The 26,188-nt window shown below is 60.6% G+C and carries 34 protein-coding genes; 21 read left to right on the top strand and 13 right to left on the bottom strand.

Annotation, left to right across the window (positions count from 1 at the left end; translation table 11 throughout):
- Positions 1 to 2 precede the first annotated feature (2 nt).
- From F6X40_RS27435 to F6X40_RS27445, 4 genes are read right to left on the bottom strand one after another with little or no spacing between them, the layout of a single operon-like run.
- The gene (locus F6X40_RS27435; protein ID WP_187629956.1) at positions 3 to 773 is read right to left on the bottom strand and encodes a hypothetical protein; all 771 of its coding nucleotides are present in this window, start codon (positions 771 to 773) and stop codon (positions 3 to 5) included.
- Positions 770 to 1,648, bottom strand: coding sequence for a hypothetical protein (locus tag F6X40_RS27440; RefSeq protein WP_187629957.1), 879 nt, complete (start codon positions 1,646 to 1,648; stop codon positions 770 to 772). The genes F6X40_RS27435 and F6X40_RS27440 overlap by 4 nt, the downstream gene beginning before the upstream one ends.
- 51 nt (positions 1,649 to 1,699) lie before the next feature.
- The gene (locus F6X40_RS42635; protein ID WP_262421561.1) at positions 1,700 to 1,825 is read right to left on the bottom strand and encodes a hypothetical protein; all 126 of its coding nucleotides are present in this window, start codon (positions 1,823 to 1,825) and stop codon (positions 1,700 to 1,702) included.
- Between the two features lie 14 nt (positions 1,826 to 1,839).
- A complete protein-coding gene (locus tag F6X40_RS27445) occupies positions 1,840 to 2,055 on the bottom strand; it encodes a hypothetical protein (RefSeq protein WP_187629958.1) in 216 nt (71 codons plus the stop codon).
- Between the two features lie 107 nt (positions 2,056 to 2,162).
- Here F6X40_RS27445 and F6X40_RS27450 point away from each other — a divergent pair, with 107 nt between their 5' ends.
- Positions 2,163 to 2,810, top strand: coding sequence for a DUF3841 domain-containing protein (locus F6X40_RS27450; protein WP_187629959.1), 648 nt, complete (start codon positions 2,163 to 2,165; stop codon positions 2,808 to 2,810).
- A gap of 121 nt (positions 2,811 to 2,931) precedes the next feature.
- The gene (locus F6X40_RS27455; RefSeq protein ID WP_187629960.1) at positions 2,932 to 3,468 is read left to right on the top strand and encodes a hypothetical protein; all 537 of its coding nucleotides are present in this window, start codon (positions 2,932 to 2,934) and stop codon (positions 3,466 to 3,468) included.
- Between the two features lie 362 nt (positions 3,469 to 3,830).
- On the opposite strand, the gene F6X40_RS27460 is transcribed toward F6X40_RS27455, so the two are convergent.
- Positions 3,831 to 4,223 carry a winged helix-turn-helix domain-containing protein gene (locus F6X40_RS27460; protein ID WP_187629961.1) on the bottom strand — a complete coding sequence of 131 codons (393 nt, stop codon included), beginning with the start codon at positions 4,221 to 4,223 and terminating at the stop codon, positions 3,831 to 3,833.
- A 162-nt stretch (positions 4,224 to 4,385) separates the two neighbouring features.
- Between F6X40_RS27460 and F6X40_RS27465 the strand changes: the two genes are divergently transcribed.
- Positions 4,386 to 5,135 carry a hypothetical protein gene (locus F6X40_RS27465; RefSeq protein WP_187629962.1) on the top strand — a complete coding sequence of 250 codons (750 nt, stop codon included), beginning with the start codon at positions 4,386 to 4,388 and terminating at the stop codon, positions 5,133 to 5,135.
- A 174-nt stretch (positions 5,136 to 5,309) separates the two neighbouring features.
- Complete coding sequence (locus tag F6X40_RS27470) at positions 5,310 to 6,182, top strand: alpha/beta hydrolase (protein ID WP_187629963.1); 873 nt, start codon at positions 5,310 to 5,312, stop codon at positions 6,180 to 6,182.
- Between the two features lie 54 nt (positions 6,183 to 6,236).
- Here F6X40_RS27470 and F6X40_RS27475 read toward each other — a convergent pair whose 3' ends face one another.
- The 3 genes from F6X40_RS27475 to F6X40_RS27485 form a co-directional block, all read right to left on the bottom strand.
- Positions 6,237 to 6,878, bottom strand: a complete 642-nt coding sequence (locus tag F6X40_RS27475; RefSeq protein WP_187629964.1) for a hypothetical protein — start codon at positions 6,876 to 6,878, stop codon at positions 6,237 to 6,239.
- 122 nt (positions 6,879 to 7,000) lie between these two features.
- The gene (locus F6X40_RS27480) at positions 7,001 to 7,894 is read right to left on the bottom strand and encodes a hypothetical protein (RefSeq protein ID WP_187629965.1); all 894 of its coding nucleotides are present in this window, start codon (positions 7,892 to 7,894) and stop codon (positions 7,001 to 7,003) included.
- Between the two features lie 119 nt (positions 7,895 to 8,013).
- Positions 8,014 to 8,655, bottom strand: coding sequence for a glyoxalase superfamily protein (locus F6X40_RS27485; RefSeq protein ID WP_187629966.1), 642 nt, complete (start codon positions 8,653 to 8,655; stop codon positions 8,014 to 8,016).
- 222 nt (positions 8,656 to 8,877) lie between these two features.
- On the opposite strand from F6X40_RS27485, the gene F6X40_RS27490 reads away from it, so the two are divergent.
- Positions 8,878 to 9,585, top strand: coding sequence for a hypothetical protein (locus F6X40_RS27490; protein ID WP_187629967.1), 708 nt, complete (start codon positions 8,878 to 8,880; stop codon positions 9,583 to 9,585).
- Positions 9,586 to 9,733: 148 nt separating this feature from the next.
- Positions 9,734 to 10,792, top strand: a complete 1,059-nt coding sequence (locus tag F6X40_RS27495) for a hypothetical protein (protein WP_187629968.1) — start codon at positions 9,734 to 9,736, stop codon at positions 10,790 to 10,792.
- A gap of 166 nt (positions 10,793 to 10,958) precedes the next feature.
- On the opposite strand, the gene F6X40_RS27500 is transcribed toward F6X40_RS27495, so the two are convergent.
- Positions 10,959 to 11,444, bottom strand: coding sequence for a hypothetical protein (locus tag F6X40_RS27500; RefSeq protein ID WP_187629969.1), 486 nt, complete (start codon positions 11,442 to 11,444; stop codon positions 10,959 to 10,961).
- A 232-nt stretch (positions 11,445 to 11,676) separates the two neighbouring features.
- Entirely contained in the window at positions 11,677 to 12,150 is a 474-nt protein-coding gene (locus F6X40_RS27505) for a hypothetical protein (protein WP_187629970.1), read from the bottom strand.
- Positions 12,151 to 12,343: 193 nt separating this feature from the next.
- Here F6X40_RS27505 and F6X40_RS27510 point away from each other — a divergent pair, with 193 nt between their 5' ends.
- From F6X40_RS27510 to F6X40_RS27550, 9 genes are all read left to right on the top strand, one after another.
- The gene (locus F6X40_RS27510; protein WP_187629971.1) at positions 12,344 to 13,006 is read left to right on the top strand and encodes a hypothetical protein; all 663 of its coding nucleotides are present in this window, start codon (positions 12,344 to 12,346) and stop codon (positions 13,004 to 13,006) included.
- On the top strand, positions 13,003 to 13,332 hold the full coding sequence (locus tag F6X40_RS27515) for a hypothetical protein (protein WP_187629972.1): 330 nt from the start codon (positions 13,003 to 13,005) through the stop codon (positions 13,330 to 13,332). The genes F6X40_RS27510 and F6X40_RS27515 overlap by 4 nt, the downstream gene beginning before the upstream one ends.
- Before the next feature lie 410 nt (positions 13,333 to 13,742).
- Positions 13,743 to 14,009: a hypothetical protein gene (locus tag F6X40_RS27520; protein WP_187629973.1), complete on the top strand. Its 267-nt coding sequence runs from the start codon at positions 13,743 to 13,745 to the stop codon at positions 14,007 to 14,009.
- A 235-nt stretch (positions 14,010 to 14,244) separates the two neighbouring features.
- The gene (locus tag F6X40_RS27525; protein WP_187629974.1) at positions 14,245 to 14,841 is read left to right on the top strand and encodes a hypothetical protein; all 597 of its coding nucleotides are present in this window, start codon (positions 14,245 to 14,247) and stop codon (positions 14,839 to 14,841) included.
- Positions 14,842 to 14,889: 48 nt separating this feature from the next.
- On the top strand, positions 14,890 to 15,438 hold the full coding sequence (locus tag F6X40_RS27530) for a hypothetical protein (protein WP_187629975.1): 549 nt from the start codon (positions 14,890 to 14,892) through the stop codon (positions 15,436 to 15,438).
- Positions 15,435 to 16,052, top strand: coding sequence for a hypothetical protein (locus tag F6X40_RS27535; protein ID WP_187629976.1), 618 nt, complete (start codon positions 15,435 to 15,437; stop codon positions 16,050 to 16,052). The genes F6X40_RS27530 and F6X40_RS27535 overlap by 4 nt, the downstream gene beginning before the upstream one ends.
- Positions 16,049 to 16,900 carry a hypothetical protein gene (locus tag F6X40_RS27540; protein WP_187629977.1) on the top strand — a complete coding sequence of 284 codons (852 nt, stop codon included), beginning with the start codon at positions 16,049 to 16,051 and terminating at the stop codon, positions 16,898 to 16,900. The genes F6X40_RS27535 and F6X40_RS27540 overlap by 4 nt, the downstream gene beginning before the upstream one ends.
- Positions 16,901 to 16,955: 55 nt before the next feature.
- On the top strand, positions 16,956 to 17,375 hold the full coding sequence (locus F6X40_RS27545) for a hypothetical protein (RefSeq protein ID WP_187629978.1): 420 nt from the start codon (positions 16,956 to 16,958) through the stop codon (positions 17,373 to 17,375).
- A gap of 105 nt (positions 17,376 to 17,480) precedes the next feature.
- Entirely contained in the window at positions 17,481 to 17,879 is a 399-nt protein-coding gene (locus F6X40_RS27550; protein ID WP_187629979.1) for a hypothetical protein, read from the top strand.
- A gap of 105 nt (positions 17,880 to 17,984) precedes the next feature.
- Here the strand turns inward: F6X40_RS27550 and F6X40_RS27555 are convergent, their stop codons facing one another.
- The 3 genes from F6X40_RS27555 to F6X40_RS27565 are packed head-to-tail and all read right to left on the bottom strand — an operon-like array spanning position 17,985 to position 20,929.
- The gene (locus tag F6X40_RS27555) at positions 17,985 to 19,328 is read right to left on the bottom strand and encodes a DUF3734 domain-containing protein (RefSeq protein ID WP_187629980.1); all 1,344 of its coding nucleotides are present in this window, start codon (positions 19,326 to 19,328) and stop codon (positions 17,985 to 17,987) included.
- Positions 19,329 to 19,339: 11 nt separating this feature from the next.
- Positions 19,340 to 20,122 carry a 3-hydroxybutyrate dehydrogenase gene (locus F6X40_RS27560; protein ID WP_187629981.1) on the bottom strand — a complete coding sequence of 261 codons (783 nt, stop codon included), beginning with the start codon at positions 20,120 to 20,122 and terminating at the stop codon, positions 19,340 to 19,342.
- 27 nt (positions 20,123 to 20,149) lie between these two features.
- Positions 20,150 to 20,929 (bottom strand): acetoacetate decarboxylase, encoded by a 780-nt coding sequence (locus tag F6X40_RS27565; protein ID WP_187629982.1) that lies wholly within the window; start codon positions 20,927 to 20,929, stop codon positions 20,150 to 20,152.
- A 249-nt stretch (positions 20,930 to 21,178) separates the two neighbouring features.
- Here F6X40_RS27565 and F6X40_RS27570 point away from each other — a divergent pair, with 249 nt between their 5' ends.
- The 6 genes from F6X40_RS27570 to F6X40_RS27595 all read left to right on the top strand — a co-directional run.
- Complete coding sequence (locus F6X40_RS27570) at positions 21,179 to 21,682, top strand: hypothetical protein (protein ID WP_187629983.1); 504 nt, start codon at positions 21,179 to 21,181, stop codon at positions 21,680 to 21,682.
- An 89-nt stretch (positions 21,683 to 21,771) separates the two neighbouring features.
- The gene (locus tag F6X40_RS27575) at positions 21,772 to 22,773 is read left to right on the top strand and encodes a hypothetical protein (RefSeq protein WP_187629984.1); all 1,002 of its coding nucleotides are present in this window, start codon (positions 21,772 to 21,774) and stop codon (positions 22,771 to 22,773) included.
- A complete protein-coding gene (locus F6X40_RS27580; RefSeq protein ID WP_187629985.1) occupies positions 22,757 to 23,146 on the top strand; it encodes a hypothetical protein in 390 nt (129 codons plus the stop codon). The genes F6X40_RS27575 and F6X40_RS27580 overlap by 17 nt, the downstream gene beginning before the upstream one ends.
- 270 nt (positions 23,147 to 23,416) lie before the next feature.
- The gene (locus tag F6X40_RS27585) at positions 23,417 to 24,244 is read left to right on the top strand and encodes a hypothetical protein (protein WP_187629986.1); all 828 of its coding nucleotides are present in this window, start codon (positions 23,417 to 23,419) and stop codon (positions 24,242 to 24,244) included.
- Positions 24,237 to 25,196, top strand: coding sequence for a hypothetical protein (locus F6X40_RS27590; protein ID WP_187629987.1), 960 nt, complete (start codon positions 24,237 to 24,239; stop codon positions 25,194 to 25,196). The genes F6X40_RS27585 and F6X40_RS27590 overlap by 8 nt, the downstream gene beginning before the upstream one ends.
- A gap of 89 nt (positions 25,197 to 25,285) precedes the next feature.
- On the top strand, positions 25,286 to 26,188 hold a 903-nt coding region (locus tag F6X40_RS27595; protein WP_222946181.1), incomplete at its 3' end, for a hypothetical protein.

Raw genomic sequence — 26,188 nt, forward strand, 5'->3', positions numbered from 1 at the left:
GGTTAGGGGTTATTCGAGAACACCGGGGAGAGGGAGTGCCCGGCGGCGCGGTAATGGTCAATGCCCGCATGGCCCAGAAACAGAACGGTGTCCGCGAAATTTTCCCGTCGCAGGCGATATCCAATGAGTGAGAGGTCTCCCGGCGCGCCACCGCCGGCAAGCGCGGCAGCCTCGAGCTCGCGAAGTCCTTGCATGAGACCGTGCGTGAGTGCGCGGACGTCATCGGAGGACAAGCCTGACGCTGCATGCTGAGGTGCTTCGGGGGCGTCGGCCTGACGATTCTGCTCCGACGAATTGCCGCAATTCGCAGTCTGGTGTGACCCGTCACCTGCGCCCTCTTTCGCCGGCCCGGTCTGAGCACCGGTGAATTCCTCAATCTTGGCTACAAGGCGAAGCCTCAGCTCGGCGAGAGCGTTGCGGCTCTTGCCTGTACGAAAGAGCTGAACCGCGTGGTCTTCAATGACGTGTTCGCAGTCGACAGCCGCGAGCATCAGCGCGTCGCCGAGTTTGGACAGCGCGGCCGCTGATAGAGGCGCGCGCCGGTTCCAGGCCGCAGCAGCCGCGACAAAATTACGACCATATTCGTCAGGGCGGCCGTCGTCCACGTCGCAAAGCGGTCCTTCTGCCCCGCAACCCGTGCAAACCACTTTCACGTCGTGCATGTTGTGCTCGCGGACACCGAAGCACGCTTTCGCCGCGCAGTAAGGACAGGTATCCAGCAGTGGAAGTGTGACAGGCGCGAAGCCCGGCTCCGGGGACATCGACTGGCTCATACCGAGTTCCGTTCGTCTTTTTGTAAAGGGCGCGGGTGAACTTTATGCACCGCTCCGAGTTGTTCCCGCAATTGGCGAGCATCCTCTTCGGCCGCCCGGTGCATGTGGCTGCAGGCGTTGGCTCGAAGGTTCGCCGCCTGAAGGTCCTCCGCCAGTGCATCGCGGTCGTTTAGCAGCCCCGAGATGACTTCTGGACAGGCTTGGGCGATGTATTGCGCGGTATTCACCACGTCGTCGTAGCTCATGCCGCCCGACACCGAGACAAGAAGCCCCTTGCCTCCTACGACTGTATTCTCGTCGTGTCCCCATGTGCCGCCAATCGCGTAGCGCAAAGAAGTCCGAAGTGCGTCATAGGTGTCGTCGGGCGGCGTGACCGGGGCGCCAGCATCACATGCAGCCGGCGTGGTCGGTACGGCCGCCCAGTGGGTGACCAGACCCGTGGACATCACGTCGCACGTAAAGAAGCTGTGCCCGCTCTCGGTGACCTCGTAGCGCGTGTCTTCCTCCCACACGTCCATACCGAACCCCGGGTGCATGGGGTTGAGCACGTTCGTGGCATGCCGTTTGACCCGAACATCCATCGGCTCGGTCGGCAGCCGTTCGTCGACCGGGACGAAAATGGGCACTGCGCTGGCGCCGACGTCGTCAGGACGAAGTAGCGCAAGGCAACGCCCTTGAATCAAGGCTACGCGGGCCGACAGATGCGTGGCAGCTGCCTGATATTCCTCGCGGGTCATGTCAGAGGCATCCGGTTTGTCCTTGTCGGACAAGGCGACGTTGTATCCAAGCGTGTACAGGTCGCCGACGCGGCGCAGCAGTGCGTAAGTATCTTCGAGGACAGAACGAATGTCGGAGTCAGCGGTGTGTTGGGGCATGTCGAGCGGTTGAGAACCTGTGTTGGACGCAGCGGTTTGAGAGGGATTCGGTCAGGCTTGCGCGCCGGCGGTCAGTTGCGCGGCCGTCAGGCCAAGCGCGGTCGCCATCTGGCCGAGGAGCAGGTTTTTATGGATACGCGCCGCCCGCGAGGCAGCGCCGAAAGGGGTAAGCATCATTTCTTGCTCTGCTATTACTGACTCGAGGGGGCTTCGTGGACGAGTTCGAGAGTGACTTCCCGAACGTCCCCGTCGAATTCCACAAAAAGGGTATCCCGCCGTCCCCGCAGCTTTTCGAGCATCAGGCACTCGTCCGTGAAAAAGACGCGACCCAGCCGCGCATGGCAAAGCCGCGCGCTAACTTGCAGTTTTGATTTGTCCAGCAGCGGTCGCGGCGTGTTCAGTGTCATGTTCGGGCTCGTTCGATGGCTTTACATTTTACAATAAATTTTCATTCTTTTGCCGCAGTGTGTTTATTGTAAAATGCGTGGCTGCGCTGTAACCATCAAGGAATGCAATGTTGCTTCACTCAATCCAGCCTGAGCCCGTCTATGACCTGCTCTGTGCGGGCAAGTCCTATCGCGCCCTCCCTTTTGAGGCCGATTATATCGGTCGGGAGCGGTTCGCCTACGACTGGCTAGTGGAGCAGATGGACGGGCGCTGCTCGCCCCGGCCGAAGGGCGTCACCTACCCGGTCTGGGCGTGGCATACGTGGTGGGGGCCGCAGAAAAGAAAACCGGACCTTCGGTTTGCGTCGATGCGCGAGTGGGCAGCGGGCAGGCCGCAGGTTCTCCTGACACTCGAGGTCCCGGACTCCGAGGTTCTGCTCTCTTGCTTCGACGCGTGGCACTTCCCGCTCAACTATTCTTACCTGGGGCGAGAGCCAGACCAGGACGCGTTTGATGTCAAATGTGCGGCTAGAGGACTCTCGTCTATCAGGCATCACCCGCTGCCTGACGCGGACCTCCATCGTGAGTTGACCCAAAGCTGGGACGCGATTTTCAATCCGGCGCTCATGCCGGCAATGCTTGAGTTTCGGCCCGACCACAGCTGCATTCAGGCGACGTTTTGGGAGCTACGGCCGGAACATGTAAAAGAGGCACGCTGGTTTGCCGCGAAAGGAGCGACGCGGCGGCTGGGACTGCCGTATCCAAATCGGGCATAGGGTCCGTTGGGGTCTACAGGGCCGCCGCGAAAACCGCTGGTTCAAAAAAACGGGCCATCCGGTTGTCGTGGGAAATGAACTGATAACCGCAGCAATGCTGTACTGCCGCAAGGAGATTGGAATGGGCTGGAAAGTCTTGAAAGAGATGTTTGGCATCAAACACTATGTTCAGGTTACAAGCGATGGAATCTGTATTGGCTCTTCGTATGTCCACAATATTGTGACCATCAACCCAAGGACGGGCGAGGTACACGAAAACCCGACTTTCCGCAATTTCTTACGGGACAACTACCCGGGTCTGCTGGAAGCCAAGCCGGACGATATCGTAAAGCTCATCGAAACGCCGGATACGTTTACGACCTCGCTTGCTGTTTACACCTACGAAAACGGTGACATCATCGAAAAGCAATGCGAGGAGCCTGGCTGGCCAAATGTCACTCACGATGGCTGCATGATGTACCGGTACAGCTTCTCTGCCGACAAAGATAAGGTTGTTGCATGGGCCAAACGCAGCGCTGCACGCGCCATCGAACACACCAGCGACTATCTCGCAAAGGCTGAAAGAGAACTTGCGGAGATTCGGAGTCAGCTGGCTGGTTACGTGGCTGACCAAGCGAAGCTAGAAGCGACGTATCCGACCATCGAGAAAGCGAAATGACGCGGCGCGGTATCCAAATGCCACGCGATTTTCGGAATAGCCCTGGTGGCCAATGAGGAGGGGATGGTCGTTGAGTTGCCGGGCGCAAGTGCTGTACGCACTGACATTCCATGTCTTGACAACGCCCGCGAAGAACTCGCTGAAGATACCGGTTACTTAGAGCCGACTCAGGCTCATCGAGACACCTTTGGGAAGCCTGACAGTACGGAGCGCACCCCGTGAGTGTGACGACGGTGCGCCGGGCACTGATAGGTTATCCCGTCGATTTCTCGACCATCGGCATGATTACTCGGGCACTTGACGCGCGTGGCCTCTCGTCAGCCTTCGCGCGTCCATAAGCCTGAGCGGGGCCGGCGAAGCGGTCACCTCTTCGTAGCGCTTGCGAGGCAGTCGGCCATTTTTTCAAAATAGTCGACAGCCTTCGGCGTCGGGACCACAGTTTTGATGCGCTGGTCACTGCTCGCTTCCTGAAGCGTGACGAGTCCCTGCTGTTTCAGCCGCGTAAGCTTTCTGTGGATTGTCGCCGGTGCCCCGGCGGCAGACAGTCCCATCGCTTCGGTCACCGTGAACGCGGAGCCTGCATGCCACGCTGCAGTGAGCGCCTCTAGCAGGCGCGTCTCGGCCGCGTCCAGTTTTGGAATCGAGGGCAACCCCTGAACGGCCTGCGCCAGATTCAGGAACCGGAAATACATGTCGACAACGTTCTTTGAAGGCATGCGGCAAAGATGGAACAACAAAATCACTGTGAACAGCAATTGTACCAGTCCTGCCTTTCCACCGCCTTGAACAAAGCACGCTGAGACCGGTTGTCACAGGCGGTGCGCCGGCGGCGCGTTCCCCTGTTGTGGCTACACCGAAGGTACGAGGTGGGCGACCCGCTGTCGCGTCGCTGCCTCCCCACCCCTTCGGACTATCTGATGTCAGCTCTTGTCGAAATCCTGAAAATCGCGGCGTTCGTCGCCCTCTCCTCTATTCCTGTTTTCTGTGCTGCGATGTACGGCTCCCGTAAGGCCTGGGTCTCCTTGCGCACGCCGGAATACCCTTCTCCCTCCCTCAAATCGCTGGGTGTGATGGCGGTGCTTGGCGTTATCGGCTTTCTAAACTCGGGCCTCTTCGTCTATTCGCTCGTTCGCAGGAAAGCCGTACGCACGGGTGAGGCAGGGGTCGCTTTGACGGACCTTGCGTTGTCCTCAGTATGTTTCACGCTTTTGGCGGGGGGCCTTTTGCGTAGTAAAGTCAGCCTTAACGCGATGTCTGGTAATCACTCCCTGTTCTTCGCGTATGCGCTTGCCAGCCTCGTGCCCTACGTCTGGTTCTATTTCAGCTACCGAAAGTCTGCCGACGTGAGGCTTGTCGCGCAGACAAAAGACATGAGTGCCGTCCTGGGTCTCCTCGTGGTGTTCGGGCTCTGGATGGCCGTTTCCATCGTCATGGCATTCGCCCTGAAGTCATGGACTATCGCAGTTATCGCGGTGCTCGCACTTATGCCTGTTGTATGCCGACTCGCCTTCCACAATACCCGCCTTTTCCTGCGCGGTGCATTGCTCGTCGAGGAAGCGATTGGCGAGCCAATTGCGCACTATTGGGCAAAGATTCTCACGACGACGGTTCTGTTCGTGATTCTCGGCGCGGTGCCGGCGGCGCTACTGGGAGCCGTCCTCCACTAACGTGACGACTCGGCGGGTGCCTTTAAGAAGACAATCGCGGCTCGGGGCAACAGGGCGGGATACCGAAAGGCTTCCGCCCTTCTCTTTTGCTCCCCGCCATGGCTGGGGACATTGAACGCTGGCGGTCGGTCGCCACGCCCAGCCCTATACTTAGGCTCACGCCTCCTTCTCACCATGACCAACCCTTCCGCTAGCCTTCGCCAGTCGCTCGTCCGCTTCGGGCGAGGCATTCTCCTCATATATTGCGTCTCACTCGCGGGCCTGTATCTCGCACAGGAACGCCTGCTGTTGCATCCGTCTCACGCCCCGTCACGACCGGCCGACAACGACCCCCGGTTTCAGATTTCCGAGTGGCGGCCAACCGGGTCCGATACCGTCGGCTACGTGCTGGAGCCGAAAGCCGGTCCAGTGCGCGGGACGGTACTGTTTTTCCACGGGAACGCCGGAGACGCGGAAGGCCGCATTGCTGTAGGAGCGGAGATTGTCCATCACGGTTATCGAGCCGTGTTGGTGGAATATCCGGGGTTCGGGATGCGGGCCGGGCCGGTATCGATGGCCAGCCTGATGGCAGCGTCTCAAGACGCTTTCGGCGCGGCTCGCCGGCAGTGGACAGGGCCTTTCGTGCTCGCGGGCGAATCGCTCGGTGCAGGCGTCGCGGCTCAAGTAACGCGGCAGCAAGGAGCCGCCGTGTCTGGGTTGCTCTTGTTCACGCCGTGGGACTCGCTGAGTTCAGTTGCTCAGGAGAAGTTGTCAGCCGTACCTGTTTCGCTATTGCTCCACCGCGACTACGACTCAGCCGAGGCACTGCGCAGCTATCCAGGTCCGGTATTCGTCGTTGGCGCGGAGCGCGACCAGCTGATACCCATACATCACGCTAAGGCACTGGCGGCAACCCTGCAGCATCCGCACTTCGTGGCGCTGCAAGGAGCAGAGCACAACACGTGGTTTGACGCCGTGACGCAAGACCAGTGGCAAACAATGCTCGATGCGGCCGCCGCTCTGGGAGACCGCCGCTGTCCGCAGGACTCGACGCGTGACGAACACTAGGCGGGTGACAAGGGGCGCTCGCCGGCGGGGCGCACCCGGCGAAGCGCCAGCCGCTTAGGCTTTCTTGAGATGCTCGGACCGCGCGATGATGTCAAAAATAACCGGCGTCGTCCCGTGTGCTTCGCAAAACGTTCGGATTGTTTGCTGGGCGGCGTCATATTTCTGGGCGGCTTGCGCATCAGTGTCATTACCGCTGATGTTGTACACAAATCCGTTATCACCATTTGCGGGAATCAATTTCTCAGCGAGGTCGACGACCGGCTCATTAAGCGCAGAGTGCCCGAACTTATAAATGGCGTCGGCGAGCGGACGGCCTCCGACATCCCACGTGCGCAGGGATTTAAGCGAAAGATTTACAAGCCGACGTGTGGAATGGAGCGAAATCAGCTTAGCCGTCGGCTTTTTGCGCTGTTGAAATTGTTCAACAAGTCCCTTCTCTGCGGCAGCGCGCAACTTGGCAAACCCCTTAGAGTCTGTACACACCGTTCCGAGGCTAATCTTGCCCGCTTCCAGGTCAGCTTTCAGCGTCTTGAACCAGTCGCTGTGCACCTTCGAGGGCGTATTATCCCCCGTCTGGTAGCCCGTCGTGACACGAATGTCTTGCCCGTCAACGCCGGTTTCGGTCTCCTCGTTGGTTGGGTCGAAGAACCAATCGGTTGCCGGTTGAATTTGGTCTTTGAAGTCTTTCAAGTTCATTCTATCCCCCGTCGCTTATTAAGTCGCAGATTATAATTTAACTCCAAGGATTACCTCCATATAGCGCGGGTGTTTTAGGCATTTTCCGCACCTTTGACAGGTGCGGAGCCGGCCAGCGGAGGCTATCGGAGCTCGACGAAGACTTTGTCGCGCGCCGCCCCACATTCTTTCGACCTCGCGAAGACGGCATTCGCGGATTGCTCGGCGGCGGCGCGGCTCCGTAGTTGCAGCGATATCCCCAACGCGTAACCGTTATCGAGCGTCGCCAGGTAGCCTGCGTCCCGCCCGTCGGCATAGCGGCCAAACTGGCTGGCGAACCCTTGCTGTCTGCTGGTTCGTTCAGGGGCCGGCAGGTTCCTCGGCCAACGGGCAGTGACTGCCTCAACGCGCAGCGTCACATAACCCGACGCGTCCGCCATCGGAGCAAACGTCGCCGCACCCTGCCCTCCGGCGCCTAAGGCAAACCCAAGGGTAAAGCGCTGCAAGCCACAAAAGCGCGCGCGACGCAGCGAAGGAAAAGCGCCTTTATCGACCAAAAGTCCGTCGCCGTCCGTTGGCTGCGCGACTCCTGCCGCCGCAATCTCACTTTTCTGGGGCTCTAGAACCGCAGGCAGCATGCGGTAAGCGTCTGGCCCCTGCGTCAGCGACTCGTGGGGAGGAAAGGTCCATGCAGTCTTTGTCGACGTGTCCGCGAGAGTGGCACCGAGGCAAACCCCGTTCAGGCATGGAGCGCCCTTGAAATCAGGGACCTGCCCGAACGCGTTGGCGGACAGCATGAACAGCGCCGCGCACGCGGCGAGAGATGCGCGAAGGCAATTCATCGAACGCGACGTCGAAGACTGAGCCGTGTCAGCGAATCGACCAAAACGGTCAACGCCGGTGCTGCCGTAAAGAATCGACAGCGGCAAGCGCTTCGCGTCCTCGCGGGTGAGCTTGTCGGCCGGCGCGCCCGACCCTTCGATGCTGCGGTGCTCGAGGGTGCATGCCGACCCGGTTGTTATCAAGTTCTTTGCCATGGGCCTTACTTTCCAGTTATTCGCGGGGATGCTCTTGTCAGATGGCAGCCACGTTTTTGTAAAAAGACGGCTCCCACTTGAATCAAGGGGAGCCGGCAAATCAAATTATGTCAACGCAGTTACAGCTTTAGAAGTCGCGTGATGCCTTTTACACCGGCAGCTTCGACTTTGCGCTGTGCTTCGTCGGAGCTCGCAGCCTCAAATCCCAAGTCGTTGATGTAGTCAGAGTCGACGACATCCCGAAGACGGAACAGCTCCAAATCGCTGACCTGGCGCAGCGCCACCTCGAGTTGCTTCAGCGTTCGTGCGCCCAGTGCAGCGGCGACTTCCCCGAACTCGACACTGAACGCGTGCCACACCCCTTCGTGCTCCGGCTCTTCGTAGACGAAGACCAGGAGGTCGCTGCACTTGGTGGCCAGCTCGTCCGGTTGCCATCGCAAGAACTGCCCGCCACAGCCAGTACAGCGGAAGTGGTCAGCGTTTCCCTCGAACAGGTACCCGTCACCAATCGAGGAGCCTTGCTCGACGAACGCGCAGCCGACGTCGCGGACCTTTCCACGTACGCCACAGTAAGGACAAAACAGCTCGTCCTTCTGCGGTGCTGCAACGAGCGCGGCGGCGCGTGTATTCCAGTCAGCTGCGCCGTCCATCGCGGAGACAGCCTCGAGTGCTTCGCTGTGACCCAGTTCCACTCCCTTCGAGATGAGATACTCACGAAGCTTGCGGGCTTGAGTCTTGGCGTTTTCGATATCTTGTTGCATGGTTTCCTCTGTTTCCGGGCAAGATTCCCCGGTGCTCACATTGCCGGCCTTGCCCGAATTACAGGGGTTGGCATGAATGGCGTTAGCCTAGGTGCACTACAAGCAGGACTTCACCGTCGCCAGAATGGCGGTGAGCGGCAGGTTCTCTGCTAGACCTTGAAACGTGTAGGCACCGGCGGTAGCTAGACCAAGGAGGACCAACCATTTTTTGAGGAAAACAACATGACCGATTTTGCAGACAAGTCCATCGAAATCCTTGAACTGAGCGATGACGGCGACAACCTCACCCCGAACGACCTGTCTCTGGTCCAGCTCGCGGTGAATGAACAGCTCAACGAAGCCGGCGTCGCCGCGTTCGAAAAGCTGTACGCTGACGTTGTGTCCGGCGAGTACTTCACACGTGTGCGCTGGTTTCACGGCATCGAGCACATGACGAAGGACCACGAGGGCTACGTGTACTGGAAAGGCGTTTCCATCGAGCACTACTCCCACGACAGCGTCGAAGAGAGCAGGCGTGATGCGTTGGCGCTGGCGGATAAGTGCCGCGCTCTTGAAGCGAAGGGTTTTCCCGTGACGGGCCGCAGTGTGTTGTCCGAATGCATGCTTGAGGCACCGGCGGACACTCCGTGGCTTCTCGCGTTGCAACGGTACTACGCATTCTTCCAGAACGCTGCCGGTGAAGTGGTGGGCATTTTCTACTGCCTGACCGACACGAAGAACGAAGAACCGCGTGCTGCCTGTATTCGCAAAGTGGAAGGAAAGCTGGACGTCGAATTCTTCGACTGGGCTTACACCGCGTTTCACGCCATCCAGAATAGAGGGTACGAGTCCATGGGCGTGCATCCGCGCTACATAGAGGTGTGCCGCCGGATGGCACTCGTCGGCGTCACACCCGAGGAGCTTGAGCGAGTTCTGAAAACACCGAAGTAATTCAAGAGGCCTGCGCAACTGCGCGGGCCTTTTCTTTTGAGCACGCTTTCTTACGCTTCCGGTTCGCCTCGCTCGCTCAATCGAATATTAAGGGCAAATGCGCGGGCACATCGAGCCGGCCGGGGCTATACCGGGATAGGCCCACAATATGGACGAACAAAACATGGAAATATCCGTTACGGACTATCAGAGCGCAAACGATGCGGCGCTCGCCGAGATACAAACCGCTCTTCAAAAACAGGGGCACCCGACAACCCGAGTCAAGGATTGCCTGCGTCTCGAGCTGTCGGTTGGCGATAAGTCTTATGGCTTCGCGTACTTCGCGTCGGCTACCTTCCTGTTCTCGTTGGAACAGCACCCGAAAAACGAAGACGGACTGGATGAATACGAGCTGGAAAGATTGCGTTCGACAAAACGAGACTTCAAGAGGGAATTCCGCGAGTACGAGTACGAGCTCTTTTCGGAGCATGAGGGCCAGCAACCACGCAAAGAACTCTCCCTCTTTGTGATTGGGTCCGAATCGTATCTGAAGCACGAACTCGAAATCGGGCGCAGGAGCTTCGTGGAGCAGGATGAGCGTTGTGCGCGCAAGATGGTGCTTACGCTCGACCAGGCATTGGGCATGCTTGCAAATCCGTTCCCGATTTGTGCCGAGGAGCAAGCCGAGTTGGGCCGGCCGACCTTCGATACAGTGGCAGAACTGGTGGACCTCGCCGAAGACGCGCCGCCGGTGACCGACCTGTTAACGTTACGCAGCTCAGAGGCGGAGCCTGACGCGGCTTTGCTCACAAGCACGTCGTGCGCGGCGCTGCGTAGACGCGTCGATTCGATTGTGCTTCGCGTGCTGGGTCCTGAGCACCGTATCTTCTGGGACGCTGATGGCATCAATATCGGACGAATCTATGACCGGCGGGGTGTTCCTCTCTATGCGGCGAGTTCCAGCGAACAGAAGGTGTTTGCCTTTGCACTCTTCCTGGCGAAACTGGCGGAGACCGCGAATGCCAACACCCGCGTAGGGATTCACGGGGCGTTGAACGGACTTGGCCTGCTTATCTTCACAGGGGCGCTCGAGACGTTGCGTGAGTTCGTATTAGCAACCGGTGCTTCGGTCCGGCTGCAGATTCCTCAACGCGATAAACGGGAATGGGCAGAAAAGAAGTTGGGCGTCGTAGCGCAGGTCACGCAGCATCGAGTACCCTACCGATGATTTTTCAATCCTCCGCGCGACCGTTGCCGGAGGATTGTCTTCGCCCGCAGGTCACGGCGCGAGAACAGCTAATAGGCCGCAATACCCGCTTGAGGCCGACCGGGTGGGAATTCCTCTGGGTGCAGCCGCAAAGCGTGCGCTCAGTCGCACCCGGAGGCGCCACAACTTAGTCGATAACCAGCTCATCCGCCATGCGCAACAGAACAGACCGCAAGTAATGCCGGCCCATGCACTCTGAATCGGCATGCAGTTTTCCGTCCTCGCCCACATAGAATACGAGCTGGCCAAAACCATGACCAATGGCTGACCAGTTCAGCGTCAGGCTCCCCGACAACGCCTGCACGCGGTCGATTCGATATGGCCGGCCGCCCTGAACCGCAGCGGTTACCGCATTCTGAGTCAGTTCCACGTCTTTCCGATTGGCGAATGCCCGCACGTCGTCTTGTGTCTGCAACGCGTCGATTTCTTCGGCGAGCGTCTCATTGCACTCGAGCAGCTCAGCCTTAATCCTCGGCAACCGGTCGGCGAAGCACAACTGCGCGAACTTGTCGTAGTCGACGAACTGCTGTGGCCCAAACATACTGCTGACCAGACCCACCTGCTCGTCTGACAGCTCTGCGGTAGCGGCGAGCGACGGTTTGATTTCAGACATGCATATCCCTCTAAAGTGTTTTTTTCGATAACTGTCACGCGGGAAAGCTCCGGCCAAAAACAATTCTGTCGGAGTCCAGGCTTCCTCCCCGCTTCGAAGGACTAACAACGGCCTTCCGGCCTTTGAGCGCCTGACTGAGGTCACCTCGCGCGCCGGTAACCCGCGCCCCTGAGCGACCTTCGCGGCGAGAGACCCGGGAGGCCACTCGCGGGCGACGTGCAACCGGTCGACCTCACCCTTGCTGGTCCTCGTCCGCGTCCTCGTCCTCTTCTTCGTCCTCCGGTGCAGCGTCCTGGGAGGTATCCAGTCTGCGCGGGTCGACTCTGGCAACGGCCTCCGCTAGCTGCGCCCATTCGTCGAAGGCAACGAGACGTCGGGCGCGCTCCATGCCCGTAGGCAGTTCGTGAATTGCAAGCACCTGGGCCCGGTTGCGCGCTCCCACTGCCGCGCTGACGGTAAGGTACTGCTCGACCGAAACCCGGACTTTTTGAGCTGGCCCAGCACTCCCCTTCTCTGCCACGCTACGGAGCATTTCACGGAATTCCGTATAGGCCGCCGACTGCTTCTCGTAAAAAGCGATTTCTCGCTCGTCCGTCGCGCCGCGCAGATTTGCAGCCATGCTCGTAAGCCCGGCCGTCAGCAACTCGTCCACCATGTTCAGCTGGCGCGGGGTAAGCGGGATGCCGACAGATTGGTTTTTTGGCATGCGAGGCACCTTAAGAAGATTGAGTTATGGCCGGGGGTCCAACAGTGACGCCAGGCGGCGTCTCAGTCGGTTTCAATTGTAAACGACCGGGCGGACGGCGACTACCTGCTTTTTCTTTATTGTAAAGGCGTGGCTGCGCATGTAAAATCGCGAATCGACCTTTTCGCTCCACCCTACTTTTCAAATTAAATTCATGGCCGACGAAAACCTTCACGAGGCAGCCCAGCGCATGCACGCCGGTACGCGGATACCGGAAGTAGCTATGCACCTGTTAGATACGGCTTTCGTCGAGCAGGCGCCAAGCACAGAAGTGCTCGGAGTTGACCATATCATCGAGCCGGCGGACGCCGAGCGCGCCGCCGACCCCGCAGCTGTCGTGCTCGACAAGCTGTACTTTGCTTTTCACCGCGAGCGACCGGGTCCTGCGCTCGAAGCAATCGGTGCCGCGATTCAGGAAATCCAGGCGCTGCGGGACGCCGGCGTCTATGCCTATGTCGACGCAAAGCCGGAGGTGGTCGCGGTCCAACACGCGTGGGAGGCCGCTGGCGGCAATCCAGGCATTACCGCTTCCCGCGACGAACTGCTCGATGCGCTCCGGATGCTCGACCAGGTTTGCGAGGAGGTGGACGACGGGACTGAGAACGTCGACGGCGAACCGGGAGTGCCGCCGGTCGTCCAACGCATGATTACGGTGCTCGCCTCCGACTTCATTGAGTCGCGCATCAGCTTCTGCAGCACGCGGCCCCAACCGGGCGCTCCCGTGGGCGAGGCATGGGAACAAGGTGCCCGCTGGGCCGCGCGCGTAATCAGGGAACACCTGTTGCCCGCTCACCCCGCCGAAAAGGTGCCGTCGTGAGCGAGGAAAAGCGCGTGCTGGCGCCGATGCCTTCGGGCGTCGAGAAGATGTCAAAGGAAGAGTTGTGGGACTGGATGCACCGGAGCCAGACGGCCTCGGCCGAGCAGACGTGCCTTCGCAACACGTTCTTCTCCGTGAAAACGGGCCTGCATTCGGTCCATTCCTCCGCGCTCGGCAATGCTGATGCGGTCATCGAGTTGCAGCGGGAGCGAATCAGAGGCCTCGAGATGCAGTGCGCGCAGATGCAAAAGGGCTACAAACGCAAGGTAGCCCGATTGGAGCGCGAGATTCAACGACAGCGAGAGGTCGCAACAGCGGCCACCTGAACCCCGCTGCTCCTCGGAAAAACGCGGGGGCCGGCCAAATAAACAAGTGTCCGCTATCAGCGAAACCCTATTGTTGAGGTACTCCCCTGCGCTACCTGTTCGTCACCCTTCTCGCATTACTCACGGCTGCGTGCACCATCAACGTTCAGTCGCACGCGACGCTCGATTCGCCCGAGCGCCGCGCCATGGCGGTATGCGGCATGGGTATTATCGATACTCCATCAGGGCCGAAACCAGTTATCGCGGGAATCGGCGGGCTGAGCGATGCGGCGTATGAGGCATATGAAAATTGCGTGCAAACGATTACCAAGCGCATACCGCCGGCGAACTGACAGTCTTTAAATTTACAAATCGGTCGGTGAAGCAGCTGTATCAGGCAGTGCCGCTCGCCGATAAAGGAACAATCTTTTATGTCTCCCTCGACTCATCGCTATCGTGCCGCAAAAGCGGATGTGGAAAAGCGGGTCTCTTACGCATTCGCGAGCGGGCAGCACGAGAATCCTTTCCCAGTAGACGACCGCCGGCACGGTTGGTTCGCGCGGCGGCTGCGTGACACGTTTGCCGTTGACGCGGATTTTCGGGACCTGCACGAGGCTCACGGTGGCGACCTGTCGGAGCTTCATCTTCATCAGTATCCGGCCCTAGGGCAGGTCCTGCCGTACTTGAGTTTGGCGTAAATCGGGCACCGGCGTCCGAACGTGGACGCTGGGCGGGCCGACGGTTAGTTGCGTTTTATACAGGGTATCGAGATGGGATTTTGGTCTGCTGTGGTAATCGGAGCGGCACTCTTCGCCGGACTCAACGAGCTCGGGCGTGAAATTGGCAAAGGGCTTGTGCGCGCGGCGCGCGTGGCGCGGGACCAACCGGAGAACGGCAAGAACGTGGTTCGCTGTGTCGAGGAGCCGTCCGCAAATGGCTGAGAATCCTGTCACCCCACTCGCTCCGAAGGTCGCTGCGCGGAAATGCCCGTGGTGCCACGTTGTGCCGGACGTCACAAAGCGAGAGTCCTTCCAGTTGGTGGATGGGCACAAATGGGGCGCTCTCGTCTGTTGCGGTCGAGGTCCCGAGGTGCGGACGGGCTACCGAGATGTGAAGGATTGGGCCGACGGTGCCATCGAAGCCTGGAACGAGCGCCGACCCGAAAGCACGACGGTCTTTGTCGTCGAAGGCTCGTCTGAAAGCTCGTTCGACAACCGCGCGTGCACCGAGCGCTGGGAGGTCGCCGCATATGGCGACGCGCACGAAGCTCAGAAACACTGTGACTTCCTGGTGGCGTTTTACGCTCGCGTGAAGGCGGCGGACGAGCAGCTATCTGGCGGATACGGCTTTCTCGCAGCCCAGCTCGGCCTCGGCCACCCGTTCGACCCGTCATTCGTAAACCACGGAACCGTCGAGTATCGAGTGGTCGAGCGGCAAGTGCTCGAGCGATTCACCCCGACTGGCGCGGACATGGATGCCGCGCTGGAGAAGCTCGAGCGCGAAACATTTGACGACGGCAACCTGGACTAGCGAGATAACGACCGTCAGATTCAACCTTTCTCTAGAGACCATTTTTTCATGCTCGAAAATCTCCGACGTGCCATTGAAGATGCTGAACACAAGCCCGGTGAGTGGGCCAGAGCGCTCACCGCGATGGGCCAGATTACGACGGCCAGCGAGTCCGCGCCATTTGAGCCGCCGCTCGCCCCGGAGAAAACGTGGGCAAGTTTCAGCTACAAGCGCGACAGCTGGTTGGCCATTGCGGCAGTCAACGCTCTGCCCGCGTTGCTTCGCGTCGTTGAAGCCGCGCACGCCCTCTGCAACGCGTCTTCCGCCGGCGCCGAAGATTCGACAGTCGCCGGGCAGGCAGCACGAGCGCTAGACGACGCCCTTACTGCCCTTACCGCCGTTGAGCGCGCCGATACGGCATCGGTCAGCGCCTCTCCGACGTTAAGCGCGACGGAAATCGATAGCATCGGCTATCCGGCTGCTTCACGCTATGCTGCAAGCCAAGGCCTGCGCATGAACCAGGAAGTGGTATTGCGTGCGGTCATTGCTGAAGCGATTACTGCCGCGCTGGATACGGCGGCTCGGAAGAGTGAAACAACCGCCAAGGCCGCCAAGTGAAGCGCCCTACGCCCTATTTCATCCCGAAAGTCGCGCCCGCAACCGAAGAAGGCACAGAGGCGTTTCGCCGCGAGTTCCAAAGCGCTGTCGCAGCTGCGCAGACAATCCCCAAGATTCCGGGGTGCTCACCTCAAGCTGAGGCGGATTTTCTCCGGACAGTGCTGCAAGACCTGCTATCGACACAGCTCGACGAAACACCTTTTCCATCGAGCGCCCGGCAGAAGCTGACGCGGGCGCTGGCAGCGTCCGATTCATTTCGCGCCGCCCAGCCTGAAGTCGCGCAGCATCCCGCTGCCGAACGCCATGCCGCCGGCGGTGACGATGCCGACGACAGCGAAGCGCCCTCAACTGCCGGGCAGGCTTTGGCGCGGGGACGGCAATTGGCCGGGTCGATGGGGATTCGTTCCAATGCTGAGTGGCGTAACGAGGCGGAGCAGATGCGCCAACGTTGCGAACGTGCGCTGGCCCACGGCACCGCGATTGCCACGCTCACGACACTTCAAACCCTGGCCGCTGACTTTCGTCGTCTGCTCGGTGTTCGTCCGCCCCTCGACCGGTCTGGCACCCCCGCCCCTGAGCGGCGTATGTCTCTGAACAAAGGAAAACGCGTATGAGCGCGCAAAACACCGTCATCGCCGATTTCGACGCGTGGGCACACCGCGAAGGCATCTCGGACCCTCTGACCCTCGCGGAATACCGCCGCGTGTGGGCGGCGGCGCGGGAAAGTGTTGGCGCGCCGGCCGCACCGGACTACTTCGTTGTCGTCACGCCATACGTGACGCAGTTGCCCGGCTACCCCGACGAACACGACGAGGACATCGACTTCATCGAGGCAGCGGACGCGACCCTGGAACAGAGATGCCTGGGAGTGCCGTTGTTTTCAGCTCCTTCCATACGGTATCAACCCGAAGCCCTGTTAGCGCTATGCGAAGAGGCATGCCGGGCTGTCGTTCGCGATGAGTTGTGCGATGGCGGAGGAGCGGCCGGCCCGGGTTTCAATCAAGGAGGCGGTGGCGTCAGGAGTATCGCTGGCGGCGCTGGCGGCGCTGGCGGCCATGGCGGCAATGGTAGCGGGGGTGCCGCCGGCGGAAGGGGTGCCTCAGGCGGAATTGGTAACGCTGGCGGTGCTGGCGGTGCTGGCGGTGCTGGCGGTGGCGGGCGCGGTTACGGTAACGGCGCCAGCGGATATTCTGGACTCACGGCCTATGGCGCGGTCCACAAATGTCTCGCGGGCATACGCGAGGTCGCCGACAGGCTGGCTGCCGATGGGAATCTGTGGGGGACGCTGACCAACTCCCAGATTGACGAGATTTTTCGGCGGGTCGAAGCGCATGGCCGGCCTATCGCCGAGATAATCGGAGACCCCACGTACTGGCGGCGCGCGGCGCGTCTGCTTTTGCAGCGAGCTGGCCGGCCGGCGCCGGTGGCGGCAGATGCGGCATCCGAGGATGTGCTAGCGTAAACACAAGTCCCGGCGGCCATCTCGCATCCTCACTCGCCCGGCAAATGGAGGTGACATGGACGTCTCGTTTCTGATTGACCCGCTGAAGAAGACCGTGTCCAGCGTGCAGGACGGCTACGCACGGGCGGCGGAGCTCATCGGAACGGACCTTGTCGACGGTTCAACTTTATGGGTCGTCGCCTCCGACCCGGACACCTCGGTCGAGGTGCTGGTCGCAGACGACAGCCTAATTAACGAGCCGGTTCCGCGAGGATTCTTCAAGGTTACGTTGTTCCGTGAAGGCGAGCCCTACGAGCACGTCTATGCGGGAAAAGCTGTCCTCAATGCGTACGGGACGCTCCCTGATGACATCAAAGAACAGGTCCGCACGCTTAAGGCAGTCCGCGAAATGGTCACGTTTTTGAGCGCTGAAGACGCCTTTGCCTGGTTCGAGACCCACCAAGGCGGCGCACCGTTCCCGCGAGACGAATTCTAGTCGCCCCTCGCTTCCCTGCTGTCCTGCTGTCCTGCTGTCCTGCTTTCGCTATATGTCGGGTAGGCAAAATTTATTGTCCAGAACCCAACGTGGAGCGAAACACAAGTGAGCAAAAAGGAACTGTCTGAGCGGTCGGCTGCCGACCGAAAGCAAATGGCGAAACGTCTCGAGCAACTCATCGTAGAGTGCGGCGCGACTTTCACCCGTGAGGAAGGCGGCGACTACCCCGGTCCAAGAGCAATCCACCTGAGGGTTGCAGCGGCTCGAGGATTGCAAATTACCGTCGAACTCGATGGCGGCTCCGTGCAGCCTGACGTCCACGTGATGCCGTGGCACATGCATTATGAGTCGGAGGCAAAGCTCGATGGCAAGACCTTCGGTGAGGTCAACCCGTACCACCACAGGAAGGCCACCCACGTCGCTTACGGCTTCGAAGGTTTGTGCGAAAATCTCAAAAGAGGCCTGCAGCTAGCCGCAAGCGGTGAAGCATTCCTGCCGACGTGAGCATCACACCCGGGGGACACAGCAATCTGATTTAACAAAAACCTCGTTTGGTCTCCTGACCAAACGAGGTTTTATGCTTTGTAGCCCTAGCCGGTTTCGTGACGGCTAGCTGGCCGTCGTTTCCCGCTTTGTCTCCTGCACGGTCCCCTTAGGCGGCGCGTCTTGCGAAGCTACCGCCGGGAGATGTGCTGGCTTTGTCGCCACTTTGGTCCGCTTGCGGGGGTGATGCAAAGGCTTGAGCGCCGGCGTGAGCCGGGTCTTCTCGGCCCCGTCGCCCGCGCGGTGTACGTCGTGCGTTACAAAGCCCGACTCGTGACTCGGAATTTCGAACCAGTCCGGGTGCCCGAACGAGGCGCGGATGTCGTCGAGTCCGGTCTGCCAGTGTTCTTCCATCGTGTCGATGCTGAACTCGTAGTCCTTGTAATGCCCCTCGTACGCCTTGTTTTTGTAAATGAGGTGCACGACATTGACCGCACTGCCATCCGCCACTTCCCGAGCCTCCTGGATAAGGGGATTGTGCAACCCCTCCGGCAGATGCTTCAGTAGCTCCTTGATGAGCTGCGCGTGACGCTGGTTCGAGCCAAGCATCGCAGTGATGGCGCGTGTGCGGCTCGAGTACTGGATGTCTTTTGCCCGCTCAGAAACGTCAAGCAGGTCGCCAGGCAACACGCCGCTCGAACTCCATAGGTCCACCTGGAACACCAGCGTGTCTTTGTGCTGTGGGTCACTGACAACTTCCGTCAGCGGCGTGTTCGAGACCAGCCCGCCGTCCCAGTAGAATTCGCCGTCAATCTCGACAGCAGGGAAGCCCGGGGGCAGCGCGCCCGAGGCCATGAAGTGCTCCGGCTCGAGACGCATCTTCGTGTTATCGAAGTACACGAGGTTGCCGGTGCGCACGTTGACTGCGCCAACCGAGACCCGGATGTCTCCGTCGTTGATGCGGTCGAAATCCGCAAACTGCAGGAGCGTTGCGCGAAGAGCGCGGGTGTCGTAAAAGCTCACCTCCTGCGGCAACCGCTTGCCCATGCCGGGAACCGGCACCGGGAAGCGCGGCGTGAAAAAGCCTTGCTGACCCTCGGTCAGCGCGCGGCCAGCGGCCCAGAGACTCGACCATTTCCGCGACAGGTCGGTAAGCCCCATCGCTAGAGGTGCCCATGCCCCGAGAGACCCGAGCATGTCGGCAGGCTGGCAGATAGTCTTCCAGAAACCGCGCAAGGCCTCGGCGCGCTTCTCGGGCGGGTTGCCCGCAATGATGGCCGTGTTGAGGGCGCCGATGGAAATGCCGGAAATCCAGTTCGGATGGATGCCTGCTTCCTCGAGACCTTCGTAGACGCCAGCCTGATAGGAACCCAGCGCGCCGCCACCCTGCAGCACAAGAGCCACTTCGTCGTAGGCGGGAAGCTTGAAAGGCTTGCGTTCGGTGCTCGGTTTTTCTTGATGTTGACGCACTGGGTCGCTCCTTATTGCATCGACCAGCCGTGGCTGACGATGATGGACTGACCCGTCAGGGCGGACGATTCGAAGCCGGCGAGGAAAGCGACTGTGTTCGCGACGTCTTCAACCGTCGTAAATTCGCCGTCGACCGTTTCCTTCAGCATCACGTTCTTGATGACGTCCGCTTCCGAGATGCCAAGCGCTTTCGCCTGTTCCGGAATCTGCTTGTCGACGAGCGGCGTGCGCACGAAGCCCGGGCACACGACGTTAGCGCGAACACCGCGCGGGCCGCCTTCCTTGGCGACTACGCGCGCGAGGCCCAACAGGCCGTGCTTGGCCGTCACGTAGGCGGACTTCAGCTTCGACGCTTCGTGCGAGTGGACCGAACCCATGTAGATGATGGAGCCGCCCTTGCCTGCCGCGTACATGTGCTTGACCGCCGCCTTCGTCGTCAGGAAAGCGCCGTCCAGGTGGATGGCCAGCATCTTCTTCCAGTCCGAGAACGCATAGTCTTCAATCGGGCTGACAATCTGGATGCCCGCGTTCGACACCAGCACGTCGATGCTGCCGAGCTGGTCGACGGCCTGTTGGATACCGGCGTTGACCGCGTCCTCGCTCGTCACGTCCATCGACACCGCCAGCGCCTTGCCGCCGTCCTTGCGAATGCTTTCGGCCACGGCCTCAGCGGCCTTGGGGTTCAGGTCGGCGATGACCACCGCCGCGCCCAACGCCGCGAGCTTGCGCGCGCACTGTTCGCCGATACCGCTTGCTGCGCCCGTGATGAGTGCGACTTTACCTTTTACTGACATGCGTTCTCCTTGTTCTGTTAGAGGATGTTACTGATTCGAAGCGAGCTTCAAACTCTGCGCCGGCGCCAGATAGTCGAATGCAACCTCGCCGATATCCAGCGTCAGGTTCGCAATGACGTGTCGCGCGCCGACGATTTTCCGGATAGGCAAGTCAGCGACGGGAGCCAGCGCGTGGGGATGCAGTTCGAGTGCCGCCGGGCCGCCCCATGCGCCGAGCACGGTGACGTCACGGAGGAAGAAGCGCACCAGCTCACAGACACGAGCCGAGCCGTCGACGTGCGGAATGACCTTCAACAGGTAGTTCGGCGTATCCGTCAGCTTCTTGCGCTCGACCTCGAGGTCAAGCGGCTGATACTTATAGCCCATCGTGCCGGTGGCAATTCGCTGCGTGCCGTAGTCGAGCGTTCCGAGCAGCGTGTCGTTGCCGTCGATGCGCAGCTTCGGACTCGCGCGCTTCTTTGGGAAGCCCCAAATCTCGCGGCCGCCAGCAATGGGACCCTCGTCGTCGAGGTACATTGCGTGCGTATAGCTGCCCGCCTTGCCTTCGGCGTCCTTCACCGAAATAACCTGGCCGCTTTCGGTGTAATCGCCGAAGCCAGAGCTGTCCGGCATGCGGATGAATTCGTAATGGACCAGCGGGCTTGCAACCGTCAGCGGCTCCGGGACGACAGCGCGAAGCGCGTCGATTTCCGTCTCGTAGGAGATGATGAGGTATTCGCGGTTGAGGAAGCGGAACGGCGGGCGGGGATAGGAAGGATTGTGGACAGGCATCGCAAAGGCATCTTTGCGGATTTGTTCGATTTTCAAACAACTCTCCAGTAGCGGCAGCGTAGCCGGTTTGTAAAGGTATCAGGGCGAACATGACGACACAGTAACGATTTGCAACCGTCCGCGCCAGATTTCGTGAGGCTGCAGCGATAGGCCATCTTATCTCAATTCCCCTGTCAATGCCCAAATGCCATGCGCAACACACCTGGCACAATAACGCAACAATTAGACGCGCCCCCGTTTTGACGGCGCCGGGCCCGGTCGACATTCCCACGCCCGATGCATCGCATGCGATGCACGACCACGGTCGATGCGAACAAAGCGGAAAGACGATGTTGTCAGGCTTTACAACTTTACGGGCATAGCGAGCGTTCTTTTTGTAAACGATTGCCGTATAATATTTCGGACCGGCCCTTGGTGGCTGCCGGACAACTTCTTTGGTTCTTCGCGATGCTCACCTGTACCGAGTGTAAGAACACAATCTTTCCGGGCGACTTGCGCTATACCGGCGCCGAAGGTCGCGGAGAGTTTTGGCACGCCGCCTGTTACGCGGGCGATTCCCGGCTGTTCGACGCGGCCGTCCGACGCAGCCAGAGTGGCGCGTCGGCTGAGCCGTATCTGGCGCGTGCGCGCGGAGGCTTCCTGATTCACCTCGTCAAAAACGGTCGTTCCCTATGCGGACACGAACCCAAGGCGAGAACGGAGATGGGTCGCGCGGGCTGGGAACGCCTTGCGGCGACGCCGCAGAGCAAAGTCACGTGCAAGAAATGCGAAAAGGCGAACCAAAAATGAATAGCGAAATTGACGTTTGTAAAGGCACACGAAGCGAGGCGCCGTGTGACAGCAGCGTGGCTTCTGAGAAGTGCCAGGACGCCTTGCGCATGTCCTTCTACGAGGAACATCAATGCGACTCTGACCGCGCGACTGGCGGCGAGTACACGGTATGGCTGTCGACCGACCGTTACGGTGATGGTTACTCGGGTTCGACGTTCCGCGAGGCAATCGATGCGGCAATGGCGGCGGTCGGTGCCCTCCCGGCAAAGGCCTCGCAGGACGACATACCGCCCGGAGAACTCAATTTTGTCCTCAGTGCCGCTAAGGCATGTATTTGCGTCCAGCGCCCGGCCGACGCGGTTCCGCCCCCGGTCGGCGCTGATTGGCACGCGATTGCCGAAGCCACGCGTATCGCGAAAGCACACTCGCGCGATATCGCACTGATTAGCTTGAGAAAGCTCGAGGTACTGGAGCCGGTAGAGCGTGTCTATTTGCTGCTGGCGCAAGCCATGCCCCTGCCCGGATATGGGTCGCGCGCGTGCGCGTGGGAGGTCGTGTCGCGCACAGGGGAGCCCGTCACGTGGCTGAACGTTTCGCGCCTCGCTCCGCCCGATTACGGCGGTTTGGCCAATGACCTGCGCGTTGCAGACAAGGCCCACCCCGAGAACGCTCCACACCGGTGGCGTGCGCTCTACTCCGAGCAGCTGCAACGGCGCACGCCGTCCGGGCCGCAGACCCTCGAGTACATCAACAGCCCGCTTCATCCGGGCGTCAGACTGCCGATAGCCGTGGTACTGAACGACCTGGTCGCTCAAGAGTACTGCGAGGGCACGCCTTACGACGAGATGGCCCAGGCGTCACGGTACATTCTGAGCCTGGAAGATGCCCTCGATTTCGTTCGCGGTGCCAGTTGGCCCAAGGTGGTCGAAGCGGCGCGGGTGGCACAGCGCCACTCGCGGTCAATCGATTTTATCGAGGAAGAAGGCGCGCAGACCTGCGTGCCGATTGAGCAAATCCACGCGCTGCTCTACTACGGGGTGCTGCTCGCCGACCGCCCGTCGGCGGCCTCCACGACAACCAAGGAAGGGCTCGATGAACAACGGCCCTGATAACTCGCTCTCCGTGCACCTCTTCGAAGTGTGGTTCGAACGCCAGGTGCGGATGAGCACCCTCCTCGAGTCGGACAGGCGCACCGCACAGCGCACGTGGGCAGCGGCCTACCTGGAGGGGCAGTCGAACCGGGGCCGGCCGCTGGGATGGATTGACCCAGACGCACTCAAGGGGCTGCAGGATAACTTCGCGAGCGCGGAAGTGTCGCTCGCCGGCAAGCCGAATCCCCGCCAGGCTATCCCGGTATTCGTTTCGACGCCGCAAAGCTTGATTCCGCCGCGCAGCGAGGAACCTTCCTCCTTTGAAGCGCCGGGACAGAAAGGAATTTTCAGCCGTGTGCTCTCCCTCGCTCTCGCTCGGTCTACGCTGTAGGTGCCTCGTACTCGCGACGAAGAGGCTCCAACGCGGTATTGGCGAGCAAGGTTGCCGCGTCCCGCTCCGGGGTCTTGTCTTCCGGGTAGTAGTCGACGCGGAATGCCGGGAACCGAAACTTTCCTCCGAAGCCGAGCCGGCCTACGAACCGAAACTCCCTTGTCGGGCGCTCGCTGCAATACTCGGCTACGAAGCTCAGCCGGTCCAGCTCGTCGGCGGGGGCCCGCACTGCGTACTGGTTGTGCCCAGTGACCACACAACGATTTAGTAATGGGATTTGATATGGCCTCGCAAGATGGCATCAAGAACGTGCTGGAAGGCCTGCTGGCCGGGATTCACGCAGACAACGAGCAGCTGTTCGATACTGTGGCGGCGACGCCCGTCGTTAAGGACGCCGTCGGCAAGGTGTCAGAAGGTGACCTCGACGGATTCTACTTCGCGCTCCTTTATCCGTTGTCCAACATGGTTGACGGTCTGCTCGAGCGGGAACTGCCTCTGTCCCGTGAAGCGCAGTTCCTGTTCAAGCACTCTACTTTCGTCGAGAGCCATTTCAGACGGCTCATCGAGAAGTTCGAAGGGTCCGCCTGCTGCGCGGACAAGTCGCGGACCATTCTCGCCAAGCTGCTGAGGTTCTTTAACACTGGTGCAGAAGTCTCCTTCGATTACACGCAGAAGTACACCTATCATCTGCCGACGAAGGTATTCACCACGCACCACGAGATTCTCGGGTTCTTCGCGGCCCTTCAGAGCCTGCTCTTTGGCCGGGGCGAGCCGTACGTCGCAGCGTTGGGTGCCATCTACACCCGCATGGCTGAGGCTGGCAGTGCGACCGGTTCCACTGGCCTATCAGACCCGTCCGCCAATGCGGGGAACGCCGCGCTACGGTCAGCAGCGCCCGCCGCCTCGTCCCCGGACTCGAATGAACTCGCACTGACGAGCAGCGTGTGCGCGGACGACGGGGGCAAATGCGGTGCCGGCGGCTACTGCGACATTTGTCCGCATCGCACGGACGTGAAGGAGCCAAACACGGGCAGGAGACCAGGCCGCGCGTTGAGACAGTCATGCAAACCGACGCCACAGGCGGGCGTAAATGATTAACACGACCAAACTGCGCGCCGCCCTTCAGGAATTTCGGTCCAGCCATCCCGAATCGTCTTCCGCCGACAGCGACTTTCGCGCTACTTTCAACGTCCGGACGTTGGGCGAAATGTGCGACATCATTGACGCTCAGGCCGAAGAACTTCTCATTCGACGCGGTGCTACCGTTGCCGAAGTGGAAGGCTCGACTGCAATATCGGTCTACGACCTCCTGCAGATACGCAAGGCTTACGGCTACGAAGGGTTCAGTGCCGCAGCTCGTGTGCTGTCCCAGCTTAGCGTTGTTCCTACCGGCACGTTGAACTACGGCGAATTAAGCGTCGGGTCGGACGACGACATTCCGGGGCTGGTCGCTGAATGGCTAGGCGAACTGCGGCGCGCGCACGAGTATCTGGACAAAGGCCAGCCCTTTTTCTCTGGCCGCGACTGTGCCGAGCTCGCTCGGCTTATCGAAGGTCTCGCGACGCAGGCTCTAGCGCGCGACTTGGGAATCCCCGATGAACCGGTATGCGCCGCGCGTACGGAAGGGTCGCCGCCGGCCTGTGGCAAGGCCGCCCCGTCCAGCGTCATCGCTCTGCGAAAAATTGCTGCCATTGAGGACCACATAAAAGGGTTTGCCGCTGAACCGGCAATCCCGACGGCTCAGCTGCTGGCCGCTGGTTGCAAGGGCGCGGTCCGCATCGCCAAAGCAGCCTTAGCCGAGGCAGAAGCGACTCCGGTTCCGGCAGCGCCGGAACGGGCGCTCTTACTCGTACATGTCGCGGACGATGAGATGGCGGCCTTGCAGCGCTTCTGGGAGACCTCCAAGGACGGGGAGGCTTACGACGTCGCGAAACCGATGATGCGGCGCCTCACTGAACTTGGACTTGTTCGCCGTACGACGCGCAACATCTACGGGTTCACGGCCTTCGGACTGGCGATGGTGGGCCAGTCCGTGCCTGAAGTTTCTTGACGCCTTCACTGTCAGCCCTCTCCCCGCCATAACTCCCGGGATGGTCGCGCTATTCGCTACACGTGGCAACACGATACGCCGACTCTTCAATGCAAAAACCGATTGCCCTGCTCCGGGCCAGAAAATTAGCCCTCGCCGTCGCCCTTCTCGGGCTGCCCTTGTTGGCTTTTTCGTACACCTTCCGCGTGCCCGTCTCCGGACTCACTTCTACGACAGCCTCGGTCGTGACGCCTATCGGTACGCTGAACTTTACAACTTGCGGCACCACCGGAAGAACTGGACCTACGTTGGCCGCCTGTCAGGCCGCCTACATCTCACAGCCCAACATCATGGCGTCTCTGGCCATGCGTGGCTATCAGGGCTACCAGGAGTGGACGGTACCAGCGACAGGAAGTTACACCATCACAGCCGCAGGCGCTGGCGGTGGGTCCGCGTCAATCTACGGCTACAGCGGCGGTGGCGGCGCTATCATGCGCGGCACAGTTGGCCTGCAGCAGGGCGATGTCCTGCAAATCGTGGTCGGGCAGCCCGGTATCGCTGCTCAAGCCCTCTACGGGGTGTACCAGACGGACGGCGGCGGCGGAGGTGGCTCATTCGTGGTGTTGAAAGCCGGCAGCGTACCGCTGGTCGTCGCGGGAGGCGGTGGCGGGTCCAACTACGTCGGCGCGTCCCTAGCCTACGGAAACGGCGGGGCCGGCGTTACGACAACAACGGGAGGGGTATCTCCTCCGGGGAAGAGTGAAAACACCCAGGCGGGTACGGGCGGGATAAACGGAAACGGCGCGACTACAGGCTACGGCGAGCCCGGCGCGGGCTTCTTGTCCAATGGCGGACTTCCGGTTCCCTCGAGTAACTTCACCGTCGCCTTGGGCTTTAACGCCGGCTCCGTCGGGGGAACCTCGACGAACGCAACCCCTAACCGATATGGCGGATTTGGCGGCGGTGCTGGTGCGCATGGGCTGAACTGCATTGGCGGGGGCGCGGGAGGGGGC

This window comes from Paraburkholderia sp. UCT31, assembly GCF_014397655.1.
In the GTDB taxonomy this organism is placed as follows: Bacteria; Pseudomonadota; Gammaproteobacteria; order Burkholderiales; family Burkholderiaceae; genus Paraburkholderia; species Paraburkholderia tuberum.